Annotated in this window: 18 protein-coding genes and 2 pseudogenes; 12 read left to right on the forward strand and 8 right to left on the reverse strand. The window is 36.7% G+C overall.

Annotation, left to right across the window (positions count from 1 at the left end; all coding sequences use genetic code 11):
• Positions 1 to 22 precede the first annotated feature (22 nt).
• On the forward strand, positions 23 to 1120 hold the full coding sequence (locus B3E00_RS00910) for a DUF2891 domain-containing protein (RefSeq protein WP_293936328.1): 1098 nt from the start codon (positions 23 to 25) through the stop codon (positions 1118 to 1120).
• A gap of 222 nt (positions 1121 to 1342) precedes the next feature.
• On the opposite strand, the gene B3E00_RS00915 is transcribed toward B3E00_RS00910, so the two are convergent.
• The gene (locus B3E00_RS00915) at positions 1343 to 2008 is read right to left on the reverse strand and encodes a hypothetical protein (RefSeq protein WP_293936331.1); all 666 of its coding nucleotides are present in this window, start codon (positions 2006 to 2008) and stop codon (positions 1343 to 1345) included.
• Positions 2009 to 2156: 148 nt separating this feature from the next.
• Between B3E00_RS00915 and B3E00_RS00920 the strand changes: the two genes are divergently transcribed.
• Together B3E00_RS00920 and eptA are read left to right on the forward strand one after the other, a co-directional pair.
• Positions 2157 to 3515: a Gfo/Idh/MocA family protein gene (locus tag B3E00_RS00920; protein WP_293936334.1), complete on the forward strand. Its 1359-nt coding sequence runs from the start codon at positions 2157 to 2159 to the stop codon at positions 3513 to 3515.
• A gap of 140 nt (positions 3516 to 3655) precedes the next feature.
• The gene (gene eptA / locus B3E00_RS00925) at positions 3656 to 5176 is read left to right on the forward strand and encodes a phosphoethanolamine--lipid A transferase EptA (protein WP_293936336.1); all 1521 of its coding nucleotides are present in this window, start codon (positions 3656 to 3658) and stop codon (positions 5174 to 5176) included.
• Between the two features lie 345 nt (positions 5177 to 5521).
• On the opposite strand, the pseudogene B3E00_RS00930 reads toward eptA, so the two are convergent.
• A pseudogene (locus B3E00_RS00930) lies at positions 5522 to 5731 on the reverse strand (winged helix-turn-helix transcriptional regulator); the annotation flags it as partial.
• Positions 5732 to 5806: 75 nt separating this feature from the next.
• On the opposite strand from B3E00_RS00930, the pseudogene B3E00_RS00935 reads away from it, so the two are divergent.
• The 5 genes and pseudogenes from B3E00_RS00935 (at position 5807) to B3E00_RS00955 (ending at position 13780) form a co-directional block, all read left to right on the forward strand.
• A pseudogene (locus tag B3E00_RS00935) lies at positions 5807 to 6576 on the forward strand (peroxiredoxin-like family protein).
• Between the two features lie 387 nt (positions 6577 to 6963).
• Positions 6964 to 9675, forward strand: a complete 2712-nt coding sequence (locus tag B3E00_RS00940; RefSeq protein WP_293936340.1) for a TonB-dependent receptor — start codon at positions 6964 to 6966, stop codon at positions 9673 to 9675.
• Positions 9676 to 9690: 15 nt separating this feature from the next.
• Entirely contained in the window at positions 9691 to 11055 is a 1365-nt protein-coding gene (locus B3E00_RS00945; protein ID WP_293936342.1) for a DUF4876 domain-containing protein, read from the forward strand.
• A 7-nt stretch (positions 11056 to 11062) separates the two neighbouring features.
• The gene (locus B3E00_RS00950) at positions 11063 to 12613 is read left to right on the forward strand and encodes a DUF6850 family outer membrane beta-barrel protein (RefSeq protein ID WP_293936344.1); all 1551 of its coding nucleotides are present in this window, start codon (positions 11063 to 11065) and stop codon (positions 12611 to 12613) included.
• 33 nt (positions 12614 to 12646) lie between these two features.
• The gene (locus B3E00_RS00955; protein ID WP_293936347.1) at positions 12647 to 13780 is read left to right on the forward strand and encodes a cytochrome-c peroxidase; all 1134 of its coding nucleotides are present in this window, start codon (positions 12647 to 12649) and stop codon (positions 13778 to 13780) included.
• Between the two features lie 155 nt (positions 13781 to 13935).
• Here B3E00_RS00955 and B3E00_RS00960 read toward each other — a convergent pair whose 3' ends face one another.
• Complete coding sequence (locus B3E00_RS00960) at positions 13936 to 15204, reverse strand: metallophosphoesterase (protein WP_293936350.1); 1269 nt, start codon at positions 15202 to 15204, stop codon at positions 13936 to 13938.
• A gap of 275 nt (positions 15205 to 15479) precedes the next feature.
• Here B3E00_RS00960 and B3E00_RS00965 point away from each other — a divergent pair, with 275 nt between their 5' ends.
• Complete coding sequence (locus B3E00_RS00965) at positions 15480 to 15974, forward strand: CinA family protein (protein WP_293936353.1); 495 nt, start codon at positions 15480 to 15482, stop codon at positions 15972 to 15974.
• Positions 15975 to 16006: 32 nt separating this feature from the next.
• Here B3E00_RS00965 and B3E00_RS00970 read toward each other — a convergent pair whose 3' ends face one another.
• Positions 16007 to 17188 (reverse strand): glycosyltransferase, encoded by a 1182-nt coding sequence (locus tag B3E00_RS00970; protein WP_293936355.1) that lies wholly within the window; start codon positions 17186 to 17188, stop codon positions 16007 to 16009.
• A 566-nt stretch (positions 17189 to 17754) separates the two neighbouring features.
• On the opposite strand from B3E00_RS00970, the gene xth reads away from it, so the two are divergent.
• The 3 genes from xth to B3E00_RS00985 all read left to right on the forward strand — a co-directional run bounded on the left by xth (position 17755) and on the right by B3E00_RS00985 (position 19558).
• On the forward strand, positions 17755 to 18540 hold the full coding sequence (gene xth / locus B3E00_RS00975) for an exodeoxyribonuclease III (protein ID WP_209581987.1): 786 nt from the start codon (positions 17755 to 17757) through the stop codon (positions 18538 to 18540).
• A complete protein-coding gene (locus B3E00_RS00980) occupies positions 18533 to 19000 on the forward strand; it encodes an NUDIX domain-containing protein (protein WP_293936357.1) in 468 nt (155 codons plus the stop codon). Before xth ends, B3E00_RS00980 begins: the two co-directional genes overlap by 8 nt.
• A gap of 186 nt (positions 19001 to 19186) precedes the next feature.
• Positions 19187 to 19558: a response regulator gene (locus B3E00_RS00985; RefSeq protein WP_293936361.1), complete on the forward strand. Its 372-nt coding sequence runs from the start codon at positions 19187 to 19189 to the stop codon at positions 19556 to 19558.
• Positions 19559 to 19667: 109 nt separating this feature from the next.
• Here the strand turns inward: B3E00_RS00985 and B3E00_RS00990 are convergent, their stop codons facing one another.
• From B3E00_RS00990 to B3E00_RS01005, 4 genes are all read right to left on the reverse strand, one after another.
• The gene (locus tag B3E00_RS00990) at positions 19668 to 20138 is read right to left on the reverse strand and encodes a hypothetical protein (protein WP_293885109.1); all 471 of its coding nucleotides are present in this window, start codon (positions 20136 to 20138) and stop codon (positions 19668 to 19670) included.
• 100 nt (positions 20139 to 20238) lie between these two features.
• Positions 20239 to 20733 carry an RNA polymerase sigma factor gene (locus B3E00_RS00995; RefSeq protein ID WP_293936364.1) on the reverse strand — a complete coding sequence of 165 codons (495 nt, stop codon included), beginning with the start codon at positions 20731 to 20733 and terminating at the stop codon, positions 20239 to 20241.
• Positions 20734 to 21440: 707 nt separating this feature from the next.
• A complete protein-coding gene (locus tag B3E00_RS01000; RefSeq protein WP_293885107.1) occupies positions 21441 to 21926 on the reverse strand; it encodes an adenylyltransferase/cytidyltransferase family protein in 486 nt (161 codons plus the stop codon).
• A 15-nt stretch (positions 21927 to 21941) separates the two neighbouring features.
• Positions 21942 to 22424, reverse strand: a complete 483-nt coding sequence (locus B3E00_RS01005) for an adenylyltransferase/cytidyltransferase family protein (protein ID WP_209581970.1) — start codon at positions 22422 to 22424, stop codon at positions 21942 to 21944.
• Positions 22425 to 22560 lie beyond the last annotated feature (136 nt).

Consider the following 22560-nt stretch of genomic DNA (forward strand, 5'->3'; position numbering starts at 1 on the left):
TAACGGACAGTTTCAAAAAAATATGAAAAAAGTAATAGGAATTCTTTGCGTCTCATTTGCTGTTTTAGCCTGCCATAATAATTCGCAAATTAAAGTAAACACAAGTACAAATAATCAGCCTTTAGTCTTGGATAGTATTCAAGCGAAGCATTTGCTCAGTTTACCATTACATTGCATCGAAGTGGAGTATCCTAATAAACTCGGACAGGTGCTAGGTAGTGATCTCGATCTGAAATCACCGCGCATACTGCACCCAATTTTCTATGGTTGTTTTGATTGGCATTCTTCTGTACATGGTTATTGGTCAATTGTCCATATTTTGAAAGAATTTCCAAATTTGGATAGTTCTGGAGAAATTCGGGAACAATTAAACCAAAATATTACAGCAGAAAATGTTGCGATCGAATTAGCTTTTTTCAAAGATAAGAACAATAAAAATTTTGAGCGTACGTATGGATGGGCTTGGTTGCTACAGTTACATAAAGAGTTGTTAACTTGGAAATATAAAGATGCAAAACGCTGGGCCATGAGTCTTGAACCTTTGGTGAATCATGTAGTAAAATCTTATGAGGAGTATCTGCCCAAATTGGTTTATCCGATCAGAACAGGATACCACGATAATTCTGCATTCGGTATTTCGTTGTCTTTAGACTACGCGAGAAGCACGGGGAATGTGACATTTGAAAAATCATTGATGACTAATGCTTCACGATTATTTAGCCAAGATAAAGGCTGTAATATTTCTTTTGAGCCAAGTGGAAGTGATTTTCTTTCTCCTTGTCTTGAGGAAGCGCTATGTATGAGCTTGGTACTTCAAAAAGAGGATTACCGCAAATGGCTGAAGGTATTTATGCCAGAGCTGTTTAGTGCAAATTTTAATCTTGAGCCCGGTATTGTGAAAGACCGGACAGATGGACATTTGGTTCATTTGGATGGACTTAATTTTAGTCGTGCAAATTGTTTGAATGGTATCGCAAGGGCTTTACCTGAGTTAAGTTACTTGCACAAATTGGCTAATAAACATTTAATGTACTCTTTGCCCAATATTACAAACAATGATGACTATATGGGGTCGCATTGGCTAGGTACATTCGCTTTGTATGCATTATCAAAGCATTGATTATAGAAGATTGTTTTTGTAAAATAAAAAAATAAGAAATCGCTATTTTGTACAAAATAAATAGAGAAATCGGACGTTATTAATACAAATACTTTTCATAAAATAGGTTAATATATGGCTAAGACCCTAGAGTTCCCCGCTCTAGGGCTTTTTTATATTCAGTTTAGTTCGAAGTCGATAAATCAAATCATAGTCACTCAGATAAAGTTAATTGGTGTACTATCAATCTGCTTTAACTAATGTGAGATCTTTAAAATGGCCTAAAGTGCCCGGGCCGACCCAAAGTCCAATGCTTCCCCGCAAATCTTTGCCCTGTTTGAGATCATTAACGATCAAAGTTGGCTGAGAAAACTCATTTAAATAAAGTTTTGCCCTTTCGTTATTGACTTCAATTTTTACTTTTATCCATTCCCCAGGTCCCATATCAGCATAAGCCTCATACTTCCCAGGAGTCTCCTCCCTTAGTTTCTCCCAAGGATATCCCGGAATAGAGATATATTGGGTTGCATGGTTTCTACGCAATTGTTCTTCGGCCCGCCCATTTGTAGGACGTAAATAAAATATTTCTGATTTTGAGATGTCGGCGCTTGTTCGAAAAGCAATACCAACAAAGCCACGGGCGGATTCTCCGGCTTGATCCATGGGCTGGCCCGCAATGCTTACCTCGATCACTCCGTTATGGAAGTCAATATCTTTTATCAGCGCCATTGTTTTTTCACCATCTGTGAGTCCTTTTACCTGTAGTGCATTTTGTCCCTTGAAGTTTGTTAACTGAGTAGCTACCTGCGAAGGCATTACATTATTTGGTGTCAATGTGATCTTTTGAGCATATGTCTGCGTAAGCAAAAAGTAGCCAAAAGCAAAACAGAGAATCTTCTTTGTAAGCATTATAGTTGTTTAATGGTTTTAATCGTTATCGAAGATAGTAAAAGTATTATTTAAAAGCAATTAAGCATTTACGTAGGATGCTATTAATGACAGCTTTTTAATAGTTTATTACCTATTATTCTTATATTAGGTAATAAACCATTAAATTATGAGTACTTTCAATTTAAATCGCAGGAGATTTATCCAAGGAGCAGGGGCGGTGCTAACCTTGTCAGCATTGCAAGTCAAAGCGCTGTCGTTTAAAGATGTCGTAAAAAAATTTCGGGTTGGGTTAATTGGTGCAGGCTGGTACGGCAGAAGTGATTTGTGTCGTTTAATTCAGGTTCGTGATGTCGATGTCGTTGCAATATGTGATGTTGATAACCGTCACTTACAAGAAGCGGGGCGTCTAATTAGTGATCGTCAGGTTTCGAAAAAGGTTCCGAAACTTTACAATGACTATAGAGAGATGCTTGCTAATCACAAATTTGATCTCGTTTTAATTGGAACCCCAGATCATTGGCATGCAAGGCAGGCTATTGACGCAATACGTTCGGGTGCTCATCTTTATTTGCAAAAACCTATCAGTGTTGATGTGCTTGAGGGGGATGCGATTTGTCGTGCTGCAAGGAAATATAACAGAAAAGTTCAGGTAGGAACTCAGCGCAGAAGCACAGCTCACCTTGTCGATGCCAAGAATCGTGTGATCGATCGCGGCTTACTCGGTAAAATTTCTCATGTAGAGATGTGTTGTTACTACCATATGCGAAAGAATGGCAATCCACCTACCGAAGCAGTGCCAGAATTCTTTGATTATGAACTTTGGACTGGGCCAGCACCTTTGCGCACCTTTGATGGTCTACCTCATGGGAGCTGGTGGCGAACTTTTATGGCCTACGGGAACGGAATAACCGGGGATATGGGAATGCATATGTTTGATACAGTGCGCTGGCTTTTGCAGCTTAAATGGCCCAAAAGCGTTTATGCAAAAGGGGGGATTTATGTTCAAAAAGGTGGGAAATCGACAATTGCAGACACTCAAACTGCCATATTTGAATACGAAGATCTTAATTGCGTATGGCAGCATAGGACATGGGGCTCAGCAGCAGACCCAGACTATCCTTGGGCATTCGTTATATATGGTGATAAAGGTACTTTGAAGGGGAGCGTCATGAAATATGAATTTATCCCGATTGGAGAAGGTGAATCCATTCGACAAGATGTTATTTTGGAAAAAGAGGAGTTTCCCGAAGATCTTACAGAACACCGAATAGAGCTTCATACCGCTCCTGCTACAAGAAAGCATATGCTTGATCTTTTATCGGCAATTGATAACAACCATCTTCCTATAGCGGATATTGAAGAAGGATATATATCGACCGCAAGCTGTATTTTGGCCAATTTGTCGATGCAGCTGAATCGCCCTTTAGTTTATGATCCAACTCAAAAAATATGTATTGATGACCCCGAGGCAACTCAGTTGCTGCGCAAACCCTATCGCAGCCCGTGGCAACATCCGTATGAATAGTTGGTAAATAGGGTATGATTAAATTTTACTCCCTTATTTTGAGTATTGTATTGGCTGATAGGATAATTAATAATAATTTGCTAATAATTTATTTTACATTTATCTGTTAATTATTTCATTCTTTAGAATCGTTACCATTTATGCTAAAAAATAGCTTAAAACTAGTCCATTTTGTCCTGTTAATGAGTGTGTTGAATTTTATATTCTTCCATTTTCCATTTTATACTTTTGTTTTTAACAATGTTGACTACAGGAGCTTTGGGGGTATTATCCTGATTGGTAGTTTAATGGTTTTGATGCTGGTGATGAACGCTTTTGTACTTTATTTATTTTTTTCGCTATCACGTCGCTTTGGGAAATCCATACTTGTTTTGTTCTTTCTGATCAATTCCATTGCCGTTTATTTTGTTAACACCTATAGCGTTATTTTGGACGAAACAATGATCGGCAATATATTGAATACTCGCTATTCCGAGTCGAGTGGTTTCTTTTCCCTGAGAATGATCTTGTATCTCTTGGTTCTGGGTATTATTCCTAGCATTTTCATCATCAAAGCCAACATAGTAAAGGATAAACCAAAGAAGTTCTTGGTTACGTCCTCCCTTTCGTTATTATTTGTTGTTATTTTAATATTTGCGAATGCAACTAATTGGTTATGGATTGATAAGAATTCTAAGACTTTAGGTGCACTTGCCATGCCTTGGTCTTATACTGTCAATATATCACGTTTTTATATCCATGAACATCAAAAAAATAAAAAGGAGATATTATTGCCGGATGCGACAATTACTAGTGACAAAAAGACCGTGGTCGTCTTGGTTATTGGTGAATCCGCTCGAAGGGAGAATTTTTCGCTATATGGCTATCAAAAAAACACAAATCCTTTGCTTTCAAAGACACCGAATCTTCATCATTTTGATGCAACTTCTTGTTCGACCTATACGACAGCAGGAGTAAAGTGTCTATTAGAGCATAAAAATACGGACGATTTATATGAAATTTTGCCAAATTACCTTTACAGAAATGATGTTGATGTAATATGGCGTACAAGCAATTGGGGTGAGCCTCCGGTACATATTAAAGAATATGAAACGAGTGACCAGCTTGCTGCAAACTGTAAAGGTGAAGAATGTGCTTACGATGAGGTTTTATTAACAGGTTTAAAAGAACGGATATCAGCGAGTAAAAAGGATAAAGTATTTGTTGTTCTTCATACAAGTACAAGTCATGGCCCAACTTATAGCAAGAAATATCCGGCTAAATTCGAAGTGTTTAAGCCCGTTTGTAATAGTGTAGAATTAGGGAATTGTTCGAAAAAAGAGTTAATTAATGCGTATGATAACACGGTAGTTTATACCGACTATATGTTGCACAGGCTGATCGAGGATCTAAAAGGATTAAAGGAATACAATAGTGCGATGTTGTTTGTATCCGATCATGGAGAATCATTGGGTGAAAATAACCTATATATGCATGGACTGCCTATGAGCATTGCACCTAAAGAACAATATGAGATTCCCTTTATTGTTTGGGTATCTGATCATTCTAAACAATTGAAACCAAATAGAACGTTGACTCAAAATCATGTATTTCATAGTGTACTTAAATTTTTGGATATGAAAAGTCCTATCTATGATGAGCATATGGATATTTTCAAATAGTAAATTATAGCTAGTGAGGAGATTTTTCTCGTTGACAAAATTTTGGACGACGTCATAGCTGTATCGAAAGTTATCATATTCGTTTTCTCTTTATGAAAGAATAAAACATTGTATGTCAGTATTTTATATGTGAAACTATTGCAAATATGGCTGGAATAGTAATTGCTATATGGGAATGATATCGCTATTTGGATTATTTGTAGATTGGTACACTTACCCAAAAAAGCCAAGAGATACAACCCATCAACCAAACGGTTACAGCGATTATAAAAAATGGTATCCCAATCAGCACTGTGAGGAGATAGCCTATTCCGATTTTGTTCTGATATTTAAAGCTATATTCTTCTATATTTTATCAATTGTTAACCTGTTATGATTGCTGAGGGTTTTCCAAAGTACTTCCACCAAACTCTCTCCGAAAGGCGTAAGTGAATACTTTACACGTGGCGGAAGTTCATGAAAGGACTTTTTGGACAATATTCCATCTTCAACCATCTCCGTTAACTGTTGATTTAGAACGCGTTGGCCAACTTTTGCAATGCCACGTAGCATTTCACTTGGACGTCTTTAGCCAATCTTCCAAGTGAAGAAAAAGAGGCATTTAGAAGACCCATTGAAGATCTGTCAGCCATGGATCTCATTGAAAAGAGTATCCAGGTCGATGATAAGTTCCCCAATTTTAGCCTGTTAAATACGGAGAATAAATGCATTGAATTGGGCGAACTATTGATTAAAGGAAAGGTAATTGTCGCGTTTTTTCGCGGAAGTTGGTGTCCATATTGCAATCTCGAGTTACTGGCGTTGCAGGAAAACTTGCCTTATTCAAACAACACGGAGTTTCTCTCCTTGCTATTTCGCCACAAATGCCCCGATACAATGATCAGCTCAGGGGCGATCTCGCTTTAGATTTTGAATGGTTATTTGACGAAGATAATATGCTGGCCAACAATTGTGGTATCTCATTTGAACTTCAGGATTATGCCAATTCAACGTACAATAAGTTGGGAATCCGATTAAGTGAGTACAATGGTAATGACAACAATGGATTACCTGCGCCTGCTGTTTTTGTAATTGATAAAGATTGTAGGGTAAGCTATCGATTTTTGGATGTCACTTATACAAATAGAATTAGTATTGATGAGTTACTAGCAACGCATATGAGTAAAATACAACGAAAAGGAGCAAAGCGCATTACTGATATCCCATTAACTATATTGGAAAGTTTGAATCGAGGAGAGATTGAAACAGCTAATCTCGTCGAATGGCTTGCTATAGACCAGACACTTCTCCTGGAAAATGTACTTAAGCAAAATAAGCGAAGGAAGTATGCAATCGTTGGGAAGAGGAAAGTGATACAAAAGAGACGCAATATATCATCCGAAAGGCACCGCGAACAATAGCAAAATAAATGTTAGACATAGTCAATAAAACAAAACGGTCACCCAACATAGGAAGCCATACGTCTCAACTTCACACCGATAAATTTGCTATGGGTTGAATTGGAGCAATAGTCTGATCAGCTGCCCGTTTTGTTTGAAATAAAATAGTACCCTCAATAGCTGCTTTTATCAAAAAAGACTATACTTTTTCTACCATTCTTTTTCATTGATACTGAATTTTTAGGCTCCTTCTTATACCTCTTTTTGATTCTATTATACTTGTTTATGCATTATTTATTTAGAATTATTAAAAATAAATTGATTTTATGAATTAAATTACGTTAAATTTGCATTTGTTTAGAACGATTTTAAATAGTGTGAATCTATTTTGCGTTTTTATTCATACTTATGAAAAAGACATTTTTAACATTAATTTTTGCTTCCCACACTATTATTCTTTGTGCTCAGCGAACCACGCTAAAAGGTATAGTTATGGATCAGTTGGCTAAACCTTTGAATGGGGCCATTGTTTTTGTCGGGGCTTTTGATTTGAATGGTATCACAAATGCTAAGGGAGAGTTTAGTTTGATTCTTCCCGTTAAAAATTATGGTGACAGCCTTTTATTATCGATAAGTTATGTTGGAAAGAAAAGTGCAGAACGTTGGATTGATAGCCGAAAAACGAATGAAAATTTAAGTTTTGTATTGAAGGATAACAGCCTGACACTGGAGGAAATAAATGTTAATCAGGAATTTAGACAGAATAAGAATTCCGTTTCATCGATCGTTTTTAACGAAGAGGCGATCGAAAGGGTACAAGCGTTTAGTTTGATGGATGTACTAAATACATTGCCTGGCAAGCAAATGACAGCGCCAAATATCAATGCTCCCCAAACGTTGAACCTTAGAAATACATTAGATGGCAGCAATACGCTTAATAATTCGCTGGGAATACCGATCATAATCGACGGAGTACGCCTTTCCAATGACGCTAATATGCAATCAAGACCTGTAGGTCAGCGTGGAATGGAGGGGTCTGTACTTTCTGCTGTTACGAGTGGAAATGCCGCCGATGTACCGTTTAGAGGAGTGGATTTAAGGGAGATACCTGTAGAATCTATTGAAAAAATAGAGGTTATTCCGGGAGTAGCTTCTGCAGAGTACGGCGAATTGACCGATGGCGCTATTCTAATCGAAAGAAAAGCAGGAAACTCGCCATTACATTTTACAACGAATATAAATGACGGTTCCCGAAATTATTCACTTAATAAAGGGTTCAGTCTTCCTAAGAACTGGGGCGGGATAACAACAGATCTAAACTATGCTATTTCAAATTCGAATCCACAGGATAAGGTACAGGAATACAAAAGGTACGGCACTTCACTGCGCTGGAACACGGCGGCATCACGAAAACTTCGCAATAAGTTAAGTTTAGATTTTAACATGCGAATTGATGATGCAAAACAGGATCCGGACGATAATTCCAAAAGAAAATATTACTCGAAAGAAATTGGTGTACGTTTTTCGAACACTACACAGTTAAATTATAATACAAGATTTTTTGACGAGATCAGCCTCATGTTTTCTTATTCCATGAGCAAGCAAGAGAGCTTTGCACAATGGTTGTTAAATGGCGGTAACAAACCCTATACAGCTAAGGATACGACAGGTATATATGAAGGGATAATTCTTAACTCACAGTATCTGGCAGAAGAGGAGATTATAGGGAAGCCCATTACAGCAAGTACTAGCTTAAAATTCACGAAAAGGTTTCAGATAGGTAAAACTGTTCACAGTCTCCTCTATGGATTTAATGGTTCGTATGCAAATAATGGGGGGAGGGGTATTATTTCTGATCCAGATAGACCTCGATTTGTTAATTTTAATAATCAAAATATTAGACCTTATTCTTTTGAGCTTAATCCTGCTTTAATCAATACAGGTTTTTACGTGACAGACAACTTTCACTATAAACTGTTGGGTAAAAACATGAACAGCAATTTTGGTGTTCGTTTTGATAATCAAAATGGAAGCACCAGCTTTCAGCCACGTTTAAATACAAGAATTGTTTTAGATAAGAGATGGGCTTTAAGTGCGGCCTTTGGAGTTGCAACGAAATCTCCAACGCTAGCACACCGTTATCCATCACCTTCCTGGATAGATATTCCATTGATTATCGCGCAGAACACCCAAAGTTCCTTATATTTAGTATATACAGAGAAATTCATTACAAAGAATGAAAACTTAAAGTCAAGTAAATCGGAAAGTGCTGAGTTTAATATAGAATTTAAAAATTCTTGGATAACATCCCGTATCAATTCTTATTATAAAAATAACAAAAATGGTTTTAATTCTGTCAAGGTCTACAAACCGTTTCACTTGCCTGTATTTGATTACCATTATGATGAAGGTTTAAATCAGATTGTCTACCAAGAAACAGGAAAATATATAGATTACTACGATAAAGGCTATAATCGGATAGAAAATATTAAGAACTCTTCTACCTACGGTTTTGATTGGTCTTTGGCCTTTAGGGAGATTAAATCTATTCGTACAAGTTTATCTACAAGTACTTCCTATATTTTATCTAATCAGGATGACAAGGTTTTGGATATAATGGATTTATCTTCTCCTGTTCAGATCAATGGACAGCCAGTTTCTTACCTGTTATATCAACCTCGCAACCAAGGGAGACATGATGTACTGACGAGTAAGTTAAATACCACCACGCACATTCCTTCTATCGGATTTGTCATCATGACAAATACGGATATTTTCTGGAAGAATCGCTATCAGCGAAACTATAATGACAATTATCGAAAACCAGTGGGTTATCTGGATGCCAACATGCGACAAGTGCTAATTAATGACGATTTAGCGTCATCTCTTCCCATGAAAGATCTAACATTGTCGGACAGCAAGCAACGTATTATTTATATGAATTTCTCCGTGTCGGTCGCCAAAGAAATCAGTAAAAGGATCCGTATCGCTGTAACAGCCTATAATACTTTTAACATGCAGCCCATTATTTCCTATTGGAATCCCAATACACAGCAAGAAGAAGTCGTCAGCTATAATAGTCCTTTAAGTATTACGGGCGGAATATCAATTAAACTTTAACAAATACCATATACTATGAAACAGAATTATATTCTACTATTTTTCTCCTTAATACTGGCCTTATTTGGAGGCTGTAAAAAGGATATTGACGAAGTGCAACCTATCAACGTTAATGTGCAGTTATCGGTCAATCCCGAGGAAGTTTGGTTTGAGGTGCCATATGACAAGGCTAAAATTACATTGATAAATAAAGGTAATGGCAGTTCCTATAAACTTCAAGCAGATACAAAGGGTAAAATTTCATTGCATAATATTGCTCCGGGCAATTACAGTATCAATGTCTCGTTAGCCATCTCAGCTGAGGAATATACCAAATTGACAGGTGTAAACCGTTCATCTATATTCTATCTAAATTATGCATTAGCTGATAAGGCATTATTTGCCGATGAAGATTTTAATATTGGCTTAGTGACCAGTGAACCTGTTGGCGGTTTTGTTATTAAACAGATCTATTACGCTGGATCGGATACCAAGGAAGGGGCTCTTAACCGGGATAATTTTATTGAAATTTATAATAATTCAGATGAAACTTTGTATGCTGATAGCTTATTGGTGGTATTGGCTTACGGAAAACCGAATAATAAAACTGACGAATATTCTTTAAGTAATAATCAGTACGATTGGAGCAAATCTATCAATATGGCAGTATCCGATAATGCGAACGAAGATTATGTTTACGCAAAAGGAATATTTATGATTCCAAGTGATGGGACGGGCAAAAAATATCCTGTTGAATCAGGAAAAAGTATTATCATCGCTGGTTCGGCTCTAAATTATGCTGGTTCCTATAAGGACAACAACGGCAATATAATCGGTGCTCAAAAGCCTGAACTGACGGTAGACCTGAGTAATGCTGATTTTGAAGCCTGGTTATATCCCTATGAACAAAAAATTCAGCCTGGACGAACGATCTTTGCCAATGACGTAGACAATCCATCCGTCACAAACGTAGAGGTTTTTCTTGCCCTAAGTATGCGTGATATGTATTTTCCACCACAGGCCAGAGAGTCTTTTGTATTGATGAAAGCTGATGGAAACTTTGATTTAAATAATATTCCTTCATTTGCGATCCCAACTATACAAGCTGTTACAACCAGTACTGTGCGTTACGCCCAAATGCCGGCAAGGTTTATTTTGGATGCTATTGAGATTCAGGAACCGGTTGTCGCTGAGCAAATCCCACGTCGTTTACCGCAAAGATTTGACGCAGGGGCAATATCTGTACCTGGAGGAGCTTACTCGAGCCAATCTATCGTGCGCAAGACTGAAAAGAAAATCGGTAATAGACGTATTTTAAAAGATACGAATAATTCATCAAATGATTTTGGTGTGTTGCAACGCGCAAATCCAACTAAAACGGATGCATCATTTATAGATTAGAATCCATATGCGTTCAATTTTATTTATCATAGTTTTGATTTCCCTTTCTGCTTTGAGTTATGCTCAAAGCAGAAAGGATTCTATTTATAGTTATACCATCGAACATCACTTGGTTGAAAGAAACCTACTGAGGCCAGCTTTTCTCCAAAGAGATTCATTGATGTCTTATGGGGATATTCGAGTTATTTATCAAATGGATAGGGGTGGGTTTAGAAAGGCTCAACAGGCTTACAAAGGTGTTTCTACAAGTTTACAGGCCAACGGGTTTAATCGTTTGGGAAAATTTTTATTGGGAGCTAAATTTACTTTTAACACCATACAAGAAGACAGTTTAGCCAATAGCCTCCGTTCGGGTCTTGAAGATTTAAGCACTTATTATCCTTATGCGAATAAAAGTGGTGATTATCAACGTCAGAACTACCAGCTTAATGCTTCATTGACATACGAATTAACGCATTCGATACAACCATTTATTCAGATAGATTATCATCGGCATTGGAGTGCAGGCACGGTAGATCCACGTTTGAAGTCGAACAGATTTACATTTAAAGCAAAACCTGGTATTACCCTGAATTTTTCGAAAAGTACATTAGGGGTATACGGGATAATCGGACATGCAGACGAAAACGTTTCTTTGTTATACAAAAATACGGATTTTCAATCTTCAAATCTATACCCAGATCGAATATATTATATGAATTATGGGTATGGAACGGTACGTCAAAAAGATAGTACGCGAAATAATATTAAATATGATAAATATAGGGGATTAGGCTTTCAGTATCTTAGCAAGTTCTATGGATGGCATACAAAGGCGGAATTTGAATACCAGCAATATCACAATACAAATCAAAAATATAGTAAAAAATCTGTTCTTTATAGCACTCCATTGGCTATTTATGATCAAAATACAATTAGCTTTTTTGCAGATGCCGTCAAATATAATGGCGATCGGGGACAGCAATTATTTATTTTGGAAGGAGAATATAATAAAGGTGCTGATGGCAACGAATTGACTACGGGTAGCCTAAATAAAGTCAATTATAAAGTTAGTACACTTTCCCTTACAGGACAATATTTTAAGCTTTGGGATAGGCATCGTGAGGTTGCCAAGGAATTAGGGTTTCTTGTTGCTTACTATGCTGAAAATAGAAAAGATCTCTTGCAGGCGGTTGATTTTGAAGTGGGCCAATTACGCTTTGAGCCCTCTCTAAGATTATATCTGCAGAAAGGCAGGACGAAACTTATACAATTTTTATTAGCAACCTATGCAGCTATTCCGACAAAAATTACATTGGATTATAATCCTTTATCCATAAGTACCTTTGTCCAGAATGTTGTTTTTGGGGATTATTACTATTATAGAACCCAATACTTAGGTGCCAAACTTGGTTTTGAATACAAGGACCACTTTTGGGGAAACAACCTTGCCTTTTATGGAAAGTTAGATCTCCGAAATTCTTTGGGTACTGTTGAATTAAAAGATAATATAGAACCTAAATTTCTTGCAATTGGAAGTAGAATGAATATGGAAATCGGAATTCGGCTTTCTTTATAAATTATTTTTGATAATAGTCCTAATAAAAAACAGATGATGAAAAAACAGTTTTGTGTATTGGCTGCCATTGTTGGTTTTGTCGGGTTACTTTCTATGAAAGGCCAACAGCAAGCCTCTGATGACGAGTTACAATTACTTTATCGCAGACCACTAAGCGAATGGCCTAAGCCATCGATAGATGCCGGGGTTTATTGGAAGGAATTTGAGCCTTTACCGAAGATTGATACCAGCTATTTTTCACTTATGGAAAAGCCCGATGTGAAGCTGGGGAAATATCTTTTTTTTGACCCCATTCTATCAGGGAGCAATCAAATATCCTGTAGCAGCTGTCATAACCCGCAAACTTCTTGGGCAGATAAGCTTACGGTACCGGTTGGCAATGATCATCTAGAGGGTACACGGAATACACCTTCTTTGTTGAACGTTTATGCAAGAAAGGAATTGTTTTGGGACGGTCGTGCCGTTTCATTGGAAGAGCAAGCGTTGGGTCCTATTGAGGCACATCACGAAATGGACATGGAATTGACGAAGCTGATTCCCAAGTTAAAGGCTATTCCTGCATATAATAAGTTATTTATAGCGGCCTTTGGTGAAGACGATTACTCCATGTCAGAGGTTCTAAAGGCACTCGGTGCCTTTCAGCGGACACTGACAAGCAGACGAAGCCGTTTTGACGAGTTTTTAGATGGCAATTATAAAGTGTTGTCTGATCAGGAAGTTCGCGGTCTTCATTTATTTCGTACCAAAGCGCGATGTATGAATTGTCATCATGGTCAATTTTTTACCGATGATCTTTATCATAACATTGGTCTCACTTATTACAAACGGAAATATCAGGATCTAGGGCGATACGAGATTACAAAGGATCCTGCCGACGTAGGACGCTTTCGGACACCATCCCTGCGCGACGTGATGAATACCGATCCGTGGATGCACAACGGACTGTTTTGGAATATGACCGGGCTATTGAATATGTACAATAGTGGTATGCAGATGAATTCCGCTACTACCGAACAGAAAACAAAAGATCCACTTTATCCTTTAACCGATCCATTGATGCGGCCCCTTAATCTGACCAAAGACGAAATAAAAGATATTGAAGCATTTTTGTATGCAATAACAGCCACGTCTTACCGGATGCGCCGCCCCGAAAAACTCCCGAGATAATTATTTATCAAACAGTGCTCAAGCTGAGTTTGGGTACTGTATGACATGATGGAGGTAAAATTAAAATAGTGTCGTGTGTAGAATCGTACTCTATCGGAGAAAGAATAACAAAGTTAATAAGGTAAAGGTTTATTGTGAGTTGAACGATGTCAACGTTAATTTATACTTTTCAGATGAAATATCGTGACCTCTGGCAACATGCCTAATCGGCTCGGATAATCTAGATAGCCAAATCCAACATTTACATAGAGTGCCTGATGTTTTTCACGATATAAACCTGCCCATTCCTGGTAAGCATACTTCACTGGGCTCCATTGATATTTTGGGTTGGTATAACCAAATTGTCCTCCATGAGTATGGCCACTAAAAGTAACATCGATATTGGGGTATTTGGAGATGATTTCAGCCCGCCAATGTGAAGGATCGTGTGAAAGCATGAAGTTGACAGAAGATGATTTATCAACTTTAGACATCGCCAAATCGATGTCACCATAATTTTTAGGGTTATGTAACCCCCAGTTTTCCACGCCTATAATTGTAATTTTATCATTGTTCAGTATGAGCTCTTTCGATTCATTGAGAAGCAGTTGCCAGCCCAATTGACGGTGGATGCTTTTGAGCTTCGCGAAGTTCTGTTCTTTTGTCAATCGACTTTTATCGAAAAAATGATGTCTATTGAAATGATAGTCTCCATAATCATGATTACCGAGTATAGAAAATGTGCCTAGAGGAGCGTTGAGCGTATTGAATATGTCCAAATAATGATCCATTTCGGACGCAAAATCATTAACTAAATCTCCAGTAAAGAAAATGATATCAGGATTTTCCGCTATCAGCAAGTCAATGCCGCTTTTCACTTTATCCCGATTATAAAGACTTCCTGCGTGTATATCAGAAATCTGAGCGATGGTCATTCCTTCGAAAGATTTCGGTAAATTTGGTAAAATTAAATTGATATGTTTAATCTGATAATCATATAAATTTAAAGCAAATCCACGTGTAAGCGCAGCAATAGGAACGCAAGCCAGAACAAGACCACTTTTGATTATAAAATCAGATCTTGTTAAGGACAGTATATTTCCATCTTGATGGGATAAGGGTTTAGGCCTTATAAGGAGATTCTTGAACACAGTAGAAGCACGCCACATCGCATCAATTCCAATAAAGAAGAGAAATATAATTTTCGCAAACAGTAACGTAATGGGAAAAAATACCAAACACGCTGCTTCAAAACTATTCCATTTAAAAAATAAATTGAGAAATATTGATAAATAGGACAGCAAACTTAAAGACCACCAAACTAGTTTAGCAAACAGTATATTTGATTTCCAGATCGATAATATCCTTATTCTCAAGAAAATCAAAACATCTACAAACAGAAAGAGTGCAAGAATGTTTAGGTAGGTGTAAAACTGTTGGATCATATTTAGAAGGTCAAAATATTATTGGAAAAATAAATAAATCTATTTATTAAAAACGATATTCCCTTAGCTACTGTTTGGTTTCAAAGGAGATTTGAACATTTTAGTGAACTAAATTTAGGGAAAAATTCTGACTGTTCTTGCCAAATACCCTAATTTGGACAATAAAATAAGACAAATCGCGACAGCATATCTAAAAATTAGCGTATGCAAGCTGAACGATTAAAATTGATTATAAAGTTTACTAATAAACAGTATCTATTACTTATTTCTATTATATGACGCAAATAGATTTTCCAGAAATAGTATTAAAAGAGGTAAGGCACAGTCTACGTAATGCTAAAGCCCGTGTTGCTATTGCCGAAAGTGTGACCGCAGGATTTTTGCAGTTAGCTTGCTCGCAGATGGAAGGAGCAACGGAGGTTTTCGCTGGCGGCATCACAGCCTATTCAATTGATGAAAAGATTAACATACTTGATGTCGATGCAGAACTAGCGGAAAGATGTGACTGTGTATCGTCAAGAACAACAGAGGAAATGGCAATCGCGGTAGGCAGAATGTTTCATACAGATTGGTCGGTTGCCACAACCGGATACGCAACAGTAGTTCCTGAATCAAAGGGGAAATTGTTCGCATTTGTCTCATTCGCATATAAACAGGAAATTCTAATGACAGAAACAATAGAGCTAAGTTCAAATATAGGGATGCAGGAAGCTCAGTTTAGGTATACGATTAAAGCGTTAGAAATTCTACATACGCTTTTAAAGAATTAAAGGTTCCCAGCAATTGCTGGGAACCTTTAATTCTATGCTTCTCTTTTCAAGTCAAAAGAGACATATTTTTCATAATCAACTAATGATCTTACTGGGGTAGCTAAACCTTGAAGGAGATCAATATACATTTTTGCTACTTTCTTCCATACTGTCTGCTCACCGTAACTACGCGCTTTAAAACGATGCCAAGCTAATAGACGTTTTGATGAGTACAATAAATTAATGTTAGCACGCATTGCTTCTATATCGTTAAAAGGAGTTAATATGCCGCGTTCATCTTTTAATAAATCGCTAGCGTGCCAATACGGCGTCGAAATAACAGCAGCACCTGCTCCCACAGCGAATGATAGCGTTCCACTACTGATTTGCTGCTCGTGAGGATAGGGGGATAGATATATATCACATGCGGTGAGGTACTCTTTCAATTCTTCATCTGTTAGAAATTTATCAATAAAAACAACTTTATCTTCTAAATTCAATTGACTGACTAAATTTCGTAATTCAAAACGATAGGATTCCCCCTCGTGAACCAAAACGTTAGGATGAGTTTTTCCGATGATTAAATATTTGAATCCAGGTAGATCAGTACCCGCCAAAGATTTTATAGCATACTCCAATCCTTTACTCCTTCCAATCAGGCCAAAGGTCATCATTACAAAATTTTCTTGGAGACCTAATTTATACTTCGCCAAACCTTGATTGTAATCAAATTGAGGAACACCATGGGGTATAAATTTAATTTTGTCCGCATGCGCTGGATCAAATTGTTCTTTCAATAATTCGACTCCTTTCGGTGAAAGACTAACAACAGACTGGGATTTCTCCAACAGCAATTCCATAATCTCTTTTTGCTGCAACGACGGTGTTTGCAAAATAGTATGAAATATTGTTAATAAAGGTATCGTAAGGTTATTGGCTATTTGTGTAATGAAAATACCATCAACACCACCAAATATTCCAAATTCATGTTGAATAACACAATAGTCGTATTCCTCATTGATAAGGCGCGCCGCTTGATGATAACTGTCAAGTCGATCTTTATGGATAACAAAGCGAACAGACTCGTCAAAATCCTCTACTCCATGTTTTGATAATGCGATTAGATCAATATGGACGCTAGCATCTAACTCCATACCATGTTTCAGATCTTTGGTGAAGGTGGCTAACCCACATTCTTGTGGTGGGCATGTACTTATAATTGCTATTTTTTTCATATAACTTAACCCTCCTTAATTGTATTTTGTACCTCTTCAACTGGAAGATCGAGAATGGCCATTAGCAACAAATAATATCCCTTTTCCAATCCTATTTCTTTTGCTTTTTTATCAATATTTTCCATATCAGTACGCTATTTTGAGTGTAATTCTTTTGATAAAGATGAATCAAAATTTATACCCAAAGACAATGTGTAAGGGCATATCCGTACTTTTTTAATTGAAATAGCGTAGCAATGTTATGCGCCTACCGTAAAATTCAGTTTAACTACGTATTTATAGCGCAGTAATCCTTGGATTCTTATCAGAATCGATCTTTTGTGAAAGGATAAACACGAAGCGCATTTAGCGTTCAACGATTTGTATACAATTATTGGAGTTAATATGAAGATTTGATTTAGTAATAAAACGTGTTTTGTCTGCATAGCCTGCAAGTATTGACGTCAGTAACTCATTTCGGTTAATCAGATAGGATTGAATGTAGATGTTATACTACGATAATATTATAAATTTCCAAACAATTGTGACGTTTGGCTCGTTGTGTTTTAACATAACATATTCATTTTATGAAGATAGCAACTTATAATATAAATGGTATCAACGCGCGGCTTCCAGTCCTTTTACGATGGTTGGAAGAAGAGTCGCCAGATGTAGTTTGCCTTCAGGAGCTTAAATCCCCTCAAGAACGTTTTCCGTTGAAAGAAATAAGTGATCTCGGCTATCATGCCATTTGGCATGGCCAGAAAAGTTGGAACGGAGTTGCGGTGCTTTCGAAATATGAGATTGAAGAGATCACAAGAGTTCTGCCCGGAGATCCTGAGGATAACCAAAGCCGATATTTGGAGGTCATAATCCAAAACGTCGTAATATGTTGTATTTATCTACCTAATGGCAACCCTTTTCCAGGGGTCAAATATGATTATAAATTAGATTGGATCGAACGGTTGGCCAAACGATCTAAAACACTTCTTCGGATGAATGCATCGGCTATTCTGATCGGGGATTTCAATATTATTCCAGAAGACATAGACACTTATAAGCCAGAAAAATATATCAATGATGCACTCTTTACAAAAGAGGTTAAGGAAGCTTTTAGTCTTTTGCTAAAAGATGGATGGCAAGATTCTATACGTACACTTTTCCCGGATAAGGAAGTTTATACATTTTGGGATTATTTTCGTCAGGCTTATGCTCGAAATGCAGGGTTGCGTATAGATCACATCCTATTGAGTCCGTCGATCCAGGCTCGGTTAATGGAAGGTGGTATAGATCGGGACGTTCGTGGATGGGAGAAAAGCAGCGATCATGCCCCTACATGGATTAGATTAAGTAACAATAACACGAATGGCTAGAAAACTCAATTGTAGTGCGGGATTATTAATGTATAAAATTCAGGAACAACAAATTTATTTTTTCTTAGTACATCCTGGAGGACCATATTTTGCCAAGAAAGATGAAGGTTATTGGACCATTCCGAAAGGAGAGATCGGTATGGACGAAGATGCCCTCGCAGCTGCTAAAAGGGAGTTTATGGAGGAAACAGGGTGTCTACCTAATGGAAACTTTATGGAATTGTCTGCTATTCAACAGAAAGGAGGGAAAAAAGTATTATGTTGGGCAATTGAGGGTGATATGGATGCGCATAAACTCATCAGTAATACCTTTTCATTGGAATGGCCTCCTAGATCAGGAAAGATACAACTTTATCCTGAAGTTGATCGGGGCGCCTGGTTTACATTTCCAGAGGCCATAAAGAAGATAAATGAAAGCCAAATCTATTTTTTAGAGCAAGTTATTGCTAATGTATCGTAATTCCGTATGCAAAGTATTATAATATGTGGGAGATTATTAAACGAATTTATAAGAATTTCGCGTTATAACATATTTATCAACTATATTTGAAAAATAGCACTCATAGAAGACGAGCAGGTCACAAAGGGAACACAATGGGATAATGAATGAAAAAATAATGTTCAAAATTAGCGAGTAAAATAAAATATGGAAAACAAAACGGTTTTCATTTGTGATGATGATAGTACAATAGTTGACATGTTACAAATGCTATTGGAAATGTCGGGTTACGACACAATTATTGAGACAAACAGTCTTAATGCCTTAGGAGTGATCAGGGAAAAGAAACCCGATGTCATTTTATTAGACATATGGATGCCGATGCTCTCCGGAGATGAATTGATAAGAAAAATTAGAGAAGATAAAGAACTGAAAGAACTGTTTATCATATGCATATCCGCCAGTAAGGATGGAAAGGAGGTGGCGTTTCGCGCAGGAGCTAATCGTTTTATAGCAAAGCCTTTTGATATCAATGACCTGCTAGAAGCAGTCGAAAGTTCATCCCACCTGGATAGATAATTGCCTAATTTATACGTAATGGTATCAACAAAAAAGGATGTCCTGCTATTGAAACCAATCTGCAAGACATCCAGTTTATGACAATTATTGTAGTTATTTTTCCTTTGTACTAAAGAGCAGCTTTTACTGCGGCAATACAGTCGGATTGATATTTCATGATGTTATCTTTATCCGAAGCTGATATTTTACCGTCTGCAACATTTTTCTCAATTTCATTTTTGATATCTAACAAAGATTTTTCTTTATCCAATGCTTTATCAGCAGTTTCTGCATTGATACGTTCTACCCAAGTTTTTCCAAGCTTTGTATAGAGCTCTTTGGCTTTATCATTGGAAAGAGCAGGCGCAGCAACCGAAGCTATAGCAGCGTTTGCGGCTGCTTTATCCGAATAAACAACTGCTTCGGCATCTTTTGTCGCAGCGTCTTCTGAAGTTTTCATCGCCTCTTCGTTGGCATCTGCTGCTTTTTCTTCCGCATGTTCCATATTTTCAGCTGCCTTTTCCTGTGGCGTCTGGTTATTACATGATGCTAGCAATGTTAAAGCCGCTAGGGAAGCAAATAGTGTTTTGTTTGAAATCATAATATTTATTTATTTAGTGATGTTTTTTAAATAACAAGATTTATCTGTAAATAGTTTTTATTTTTATAGTTTAATGAAGCTTTTAATTAACGATAGTCTATTAATGATATACCGATAGTTGTTTTTTCATTGTTTTACGAATAAAATGAATACGTGTTTTAATCGTTCCTTCAGGCATCTGCATATATTCCGCGATTTCATAATACTTAAATCCTTCCAAAAACATATTGAAAATTTCGTAATTTTCCTGAGAAAGTTGACTCAACGCTTTCTGTATATCATCTAGAATAAACTTAGTTGTGCTTGCATTCGTAGAAGTAGATTCATTCATGGCAAGAGATGCATATTCATGATGATAGTTTTCAGTTCTTTTCGTTTTTCTATAATGGTTAATATAGATATTTCGCATGATCACGTATAACCAAGAACCCACTTTTGGATTATGCATAAGCTTTTCAATGGATTTCAATGCATTAACCATAGTGTCCTGTATAAGATCATTCTTAATCTCAGGATCTGAGGTAAATTGGGAAGCGAAATTTTTGAGTAGGCCTCTTTTTTCAATAAAAAATGAATTTATTTCGATATGTTGCATATTGTTATTTAATAATCTTAATGAATACTGATGAGACAGTACAACAACAGTGCAGTTTTTTGCCAAAATTGCCTATTCATAAGCTTTAGCAATATCTTCAAGTAAATATAACGGGAGATGTGATTTATACTTAAAATCAATTAGGTACGCTGATTATGAGCTTTATAGATAGTTTAATGTACTTTTCTGCTCATGACGCCTGGAATATAAAACCGTATAAAACTTTTTCTAAGTAGAGTTTTACGCCAAACCTTTGTATTCACGTTATTTATACGCTGATAAGTTAGTGGAACAACGTAACTGAACCATAGATTCTATCTATTTTAACAAGTAGAAATGGAAGGGGCCGTCCTTAAATTGATTAATAAATTGAATAAATTTTGAGGTGGTAGGTAAAGTGAATAGTATATTACTGATATCGGTTTCTACTGTGTTGTGGAGCATTCAGGACAAGAAGAAAAATGATTGTGTCAGGAAAATAGTACTATACAGGGAAATAACTCTTCAATATCTTTTTTAATAAGGCCAAAATAGAATAGCAGCAATTCGGCCTATTACAAATTGTGAATTGCTGCTAATAGATTCAAGTCATCCAGCTTTACGGACGATTAGCGCAGAATTTCGCATATACATCTATGTTGATTTTTCAGATCGCTAACATAATGCTGTTAATTGGAACCCTGCGGAACATGTGTTTTAGTCGTCTTTCATGAGGAAGTTATCGAAGTATTAGTAGTAGTATGACATTTTAGATTCGTATTAAAACTTTTTTCCGCCTTTTCTATTTCCTTTTCACTTACAATTTTTCGAAGTGATTGGCTTGAAAACCTATTTTTATTTTTGGTATAGTAAATTTCAATTCCTTCTGAAATACAATAATCTCTACCTGAAAAATCTACAAGCTTATATTCTTCGCCTATAAAGTATTTGTGTACAGGAAGCGACTGAAGCATATCGGTAATATCGTCATCAGACTCAAACGGAATAATCTCATCAACAAATTGGCAACCTTCTAATTTGATAAACCTTTCAACCATAGTTTGTGCAGAATCATGAGTATCATGTTCTTGTACTTTTGAGTCTGTCTTAAGACCTACAATAAGATAATCACATTGACTCTTAGCTTCCTGAAGAGCCACAATATGGCCTACATGCAACATGTCGAATACCCCAAATATAATACCTATTATCATATGTTAATTGTTAATTTATGCATTTACACGCTTCAAAGCGTAACTTGCTGCCTCATTTATGCTTACCACAGCACCTTTATTGTTTTTTTCCTTGGATGCAATTATTTTCCGTAAAGACGAACTCGAAAATCTATTTTCCCTTCTGTTGAAATATAGTTGTATTCCTTTCTCCTCGCAGTATTTCCTGCCAGTAAATGCTTTATCCATATATTCGTCTCCCAAAATACGAACATGTACCTTGAACGATCGCAATACATCTTCTAAGTCCTGTTCGGTAGCATAGGGTATAATCATATCAACGTGCTTGCACGCTTTTAACTGCATATAGCGTTCAAATACAGATTGTGTTGGCTTATTTTTTTCTGGGCGATCAAGAGTAGGATCTGTTTGTAATCCGCATATTAAAAAGTCGCATTGTTCTCTGGCATCTTCGAGCATCTTAACATGACCTGCGTGAAGCAAATCAAAAGCAGAAAACGTAATTCCTATTTTTTTCATGTGTATAATAATTTAAAACTGCAATTATTGAAGAAGTACATTAAGAACGCAGCTCAAGCAGATTCGTTTTAATTTTAAATTGTTTTTTTGCTTTATTGTTTTTTATAATTAATAATCTTTTTTTCTGGAGAATCCA

The organism is Sphingobacterium sp. UBA5996 (assembly GCF_002429765.1).
Taxonomy (GTDB): domain Bacteria; phylum Bacteroidota; class Bacteroidia; order Sphingobacteriales; family Sphingobacteriaceae; genus Sphingobacterium.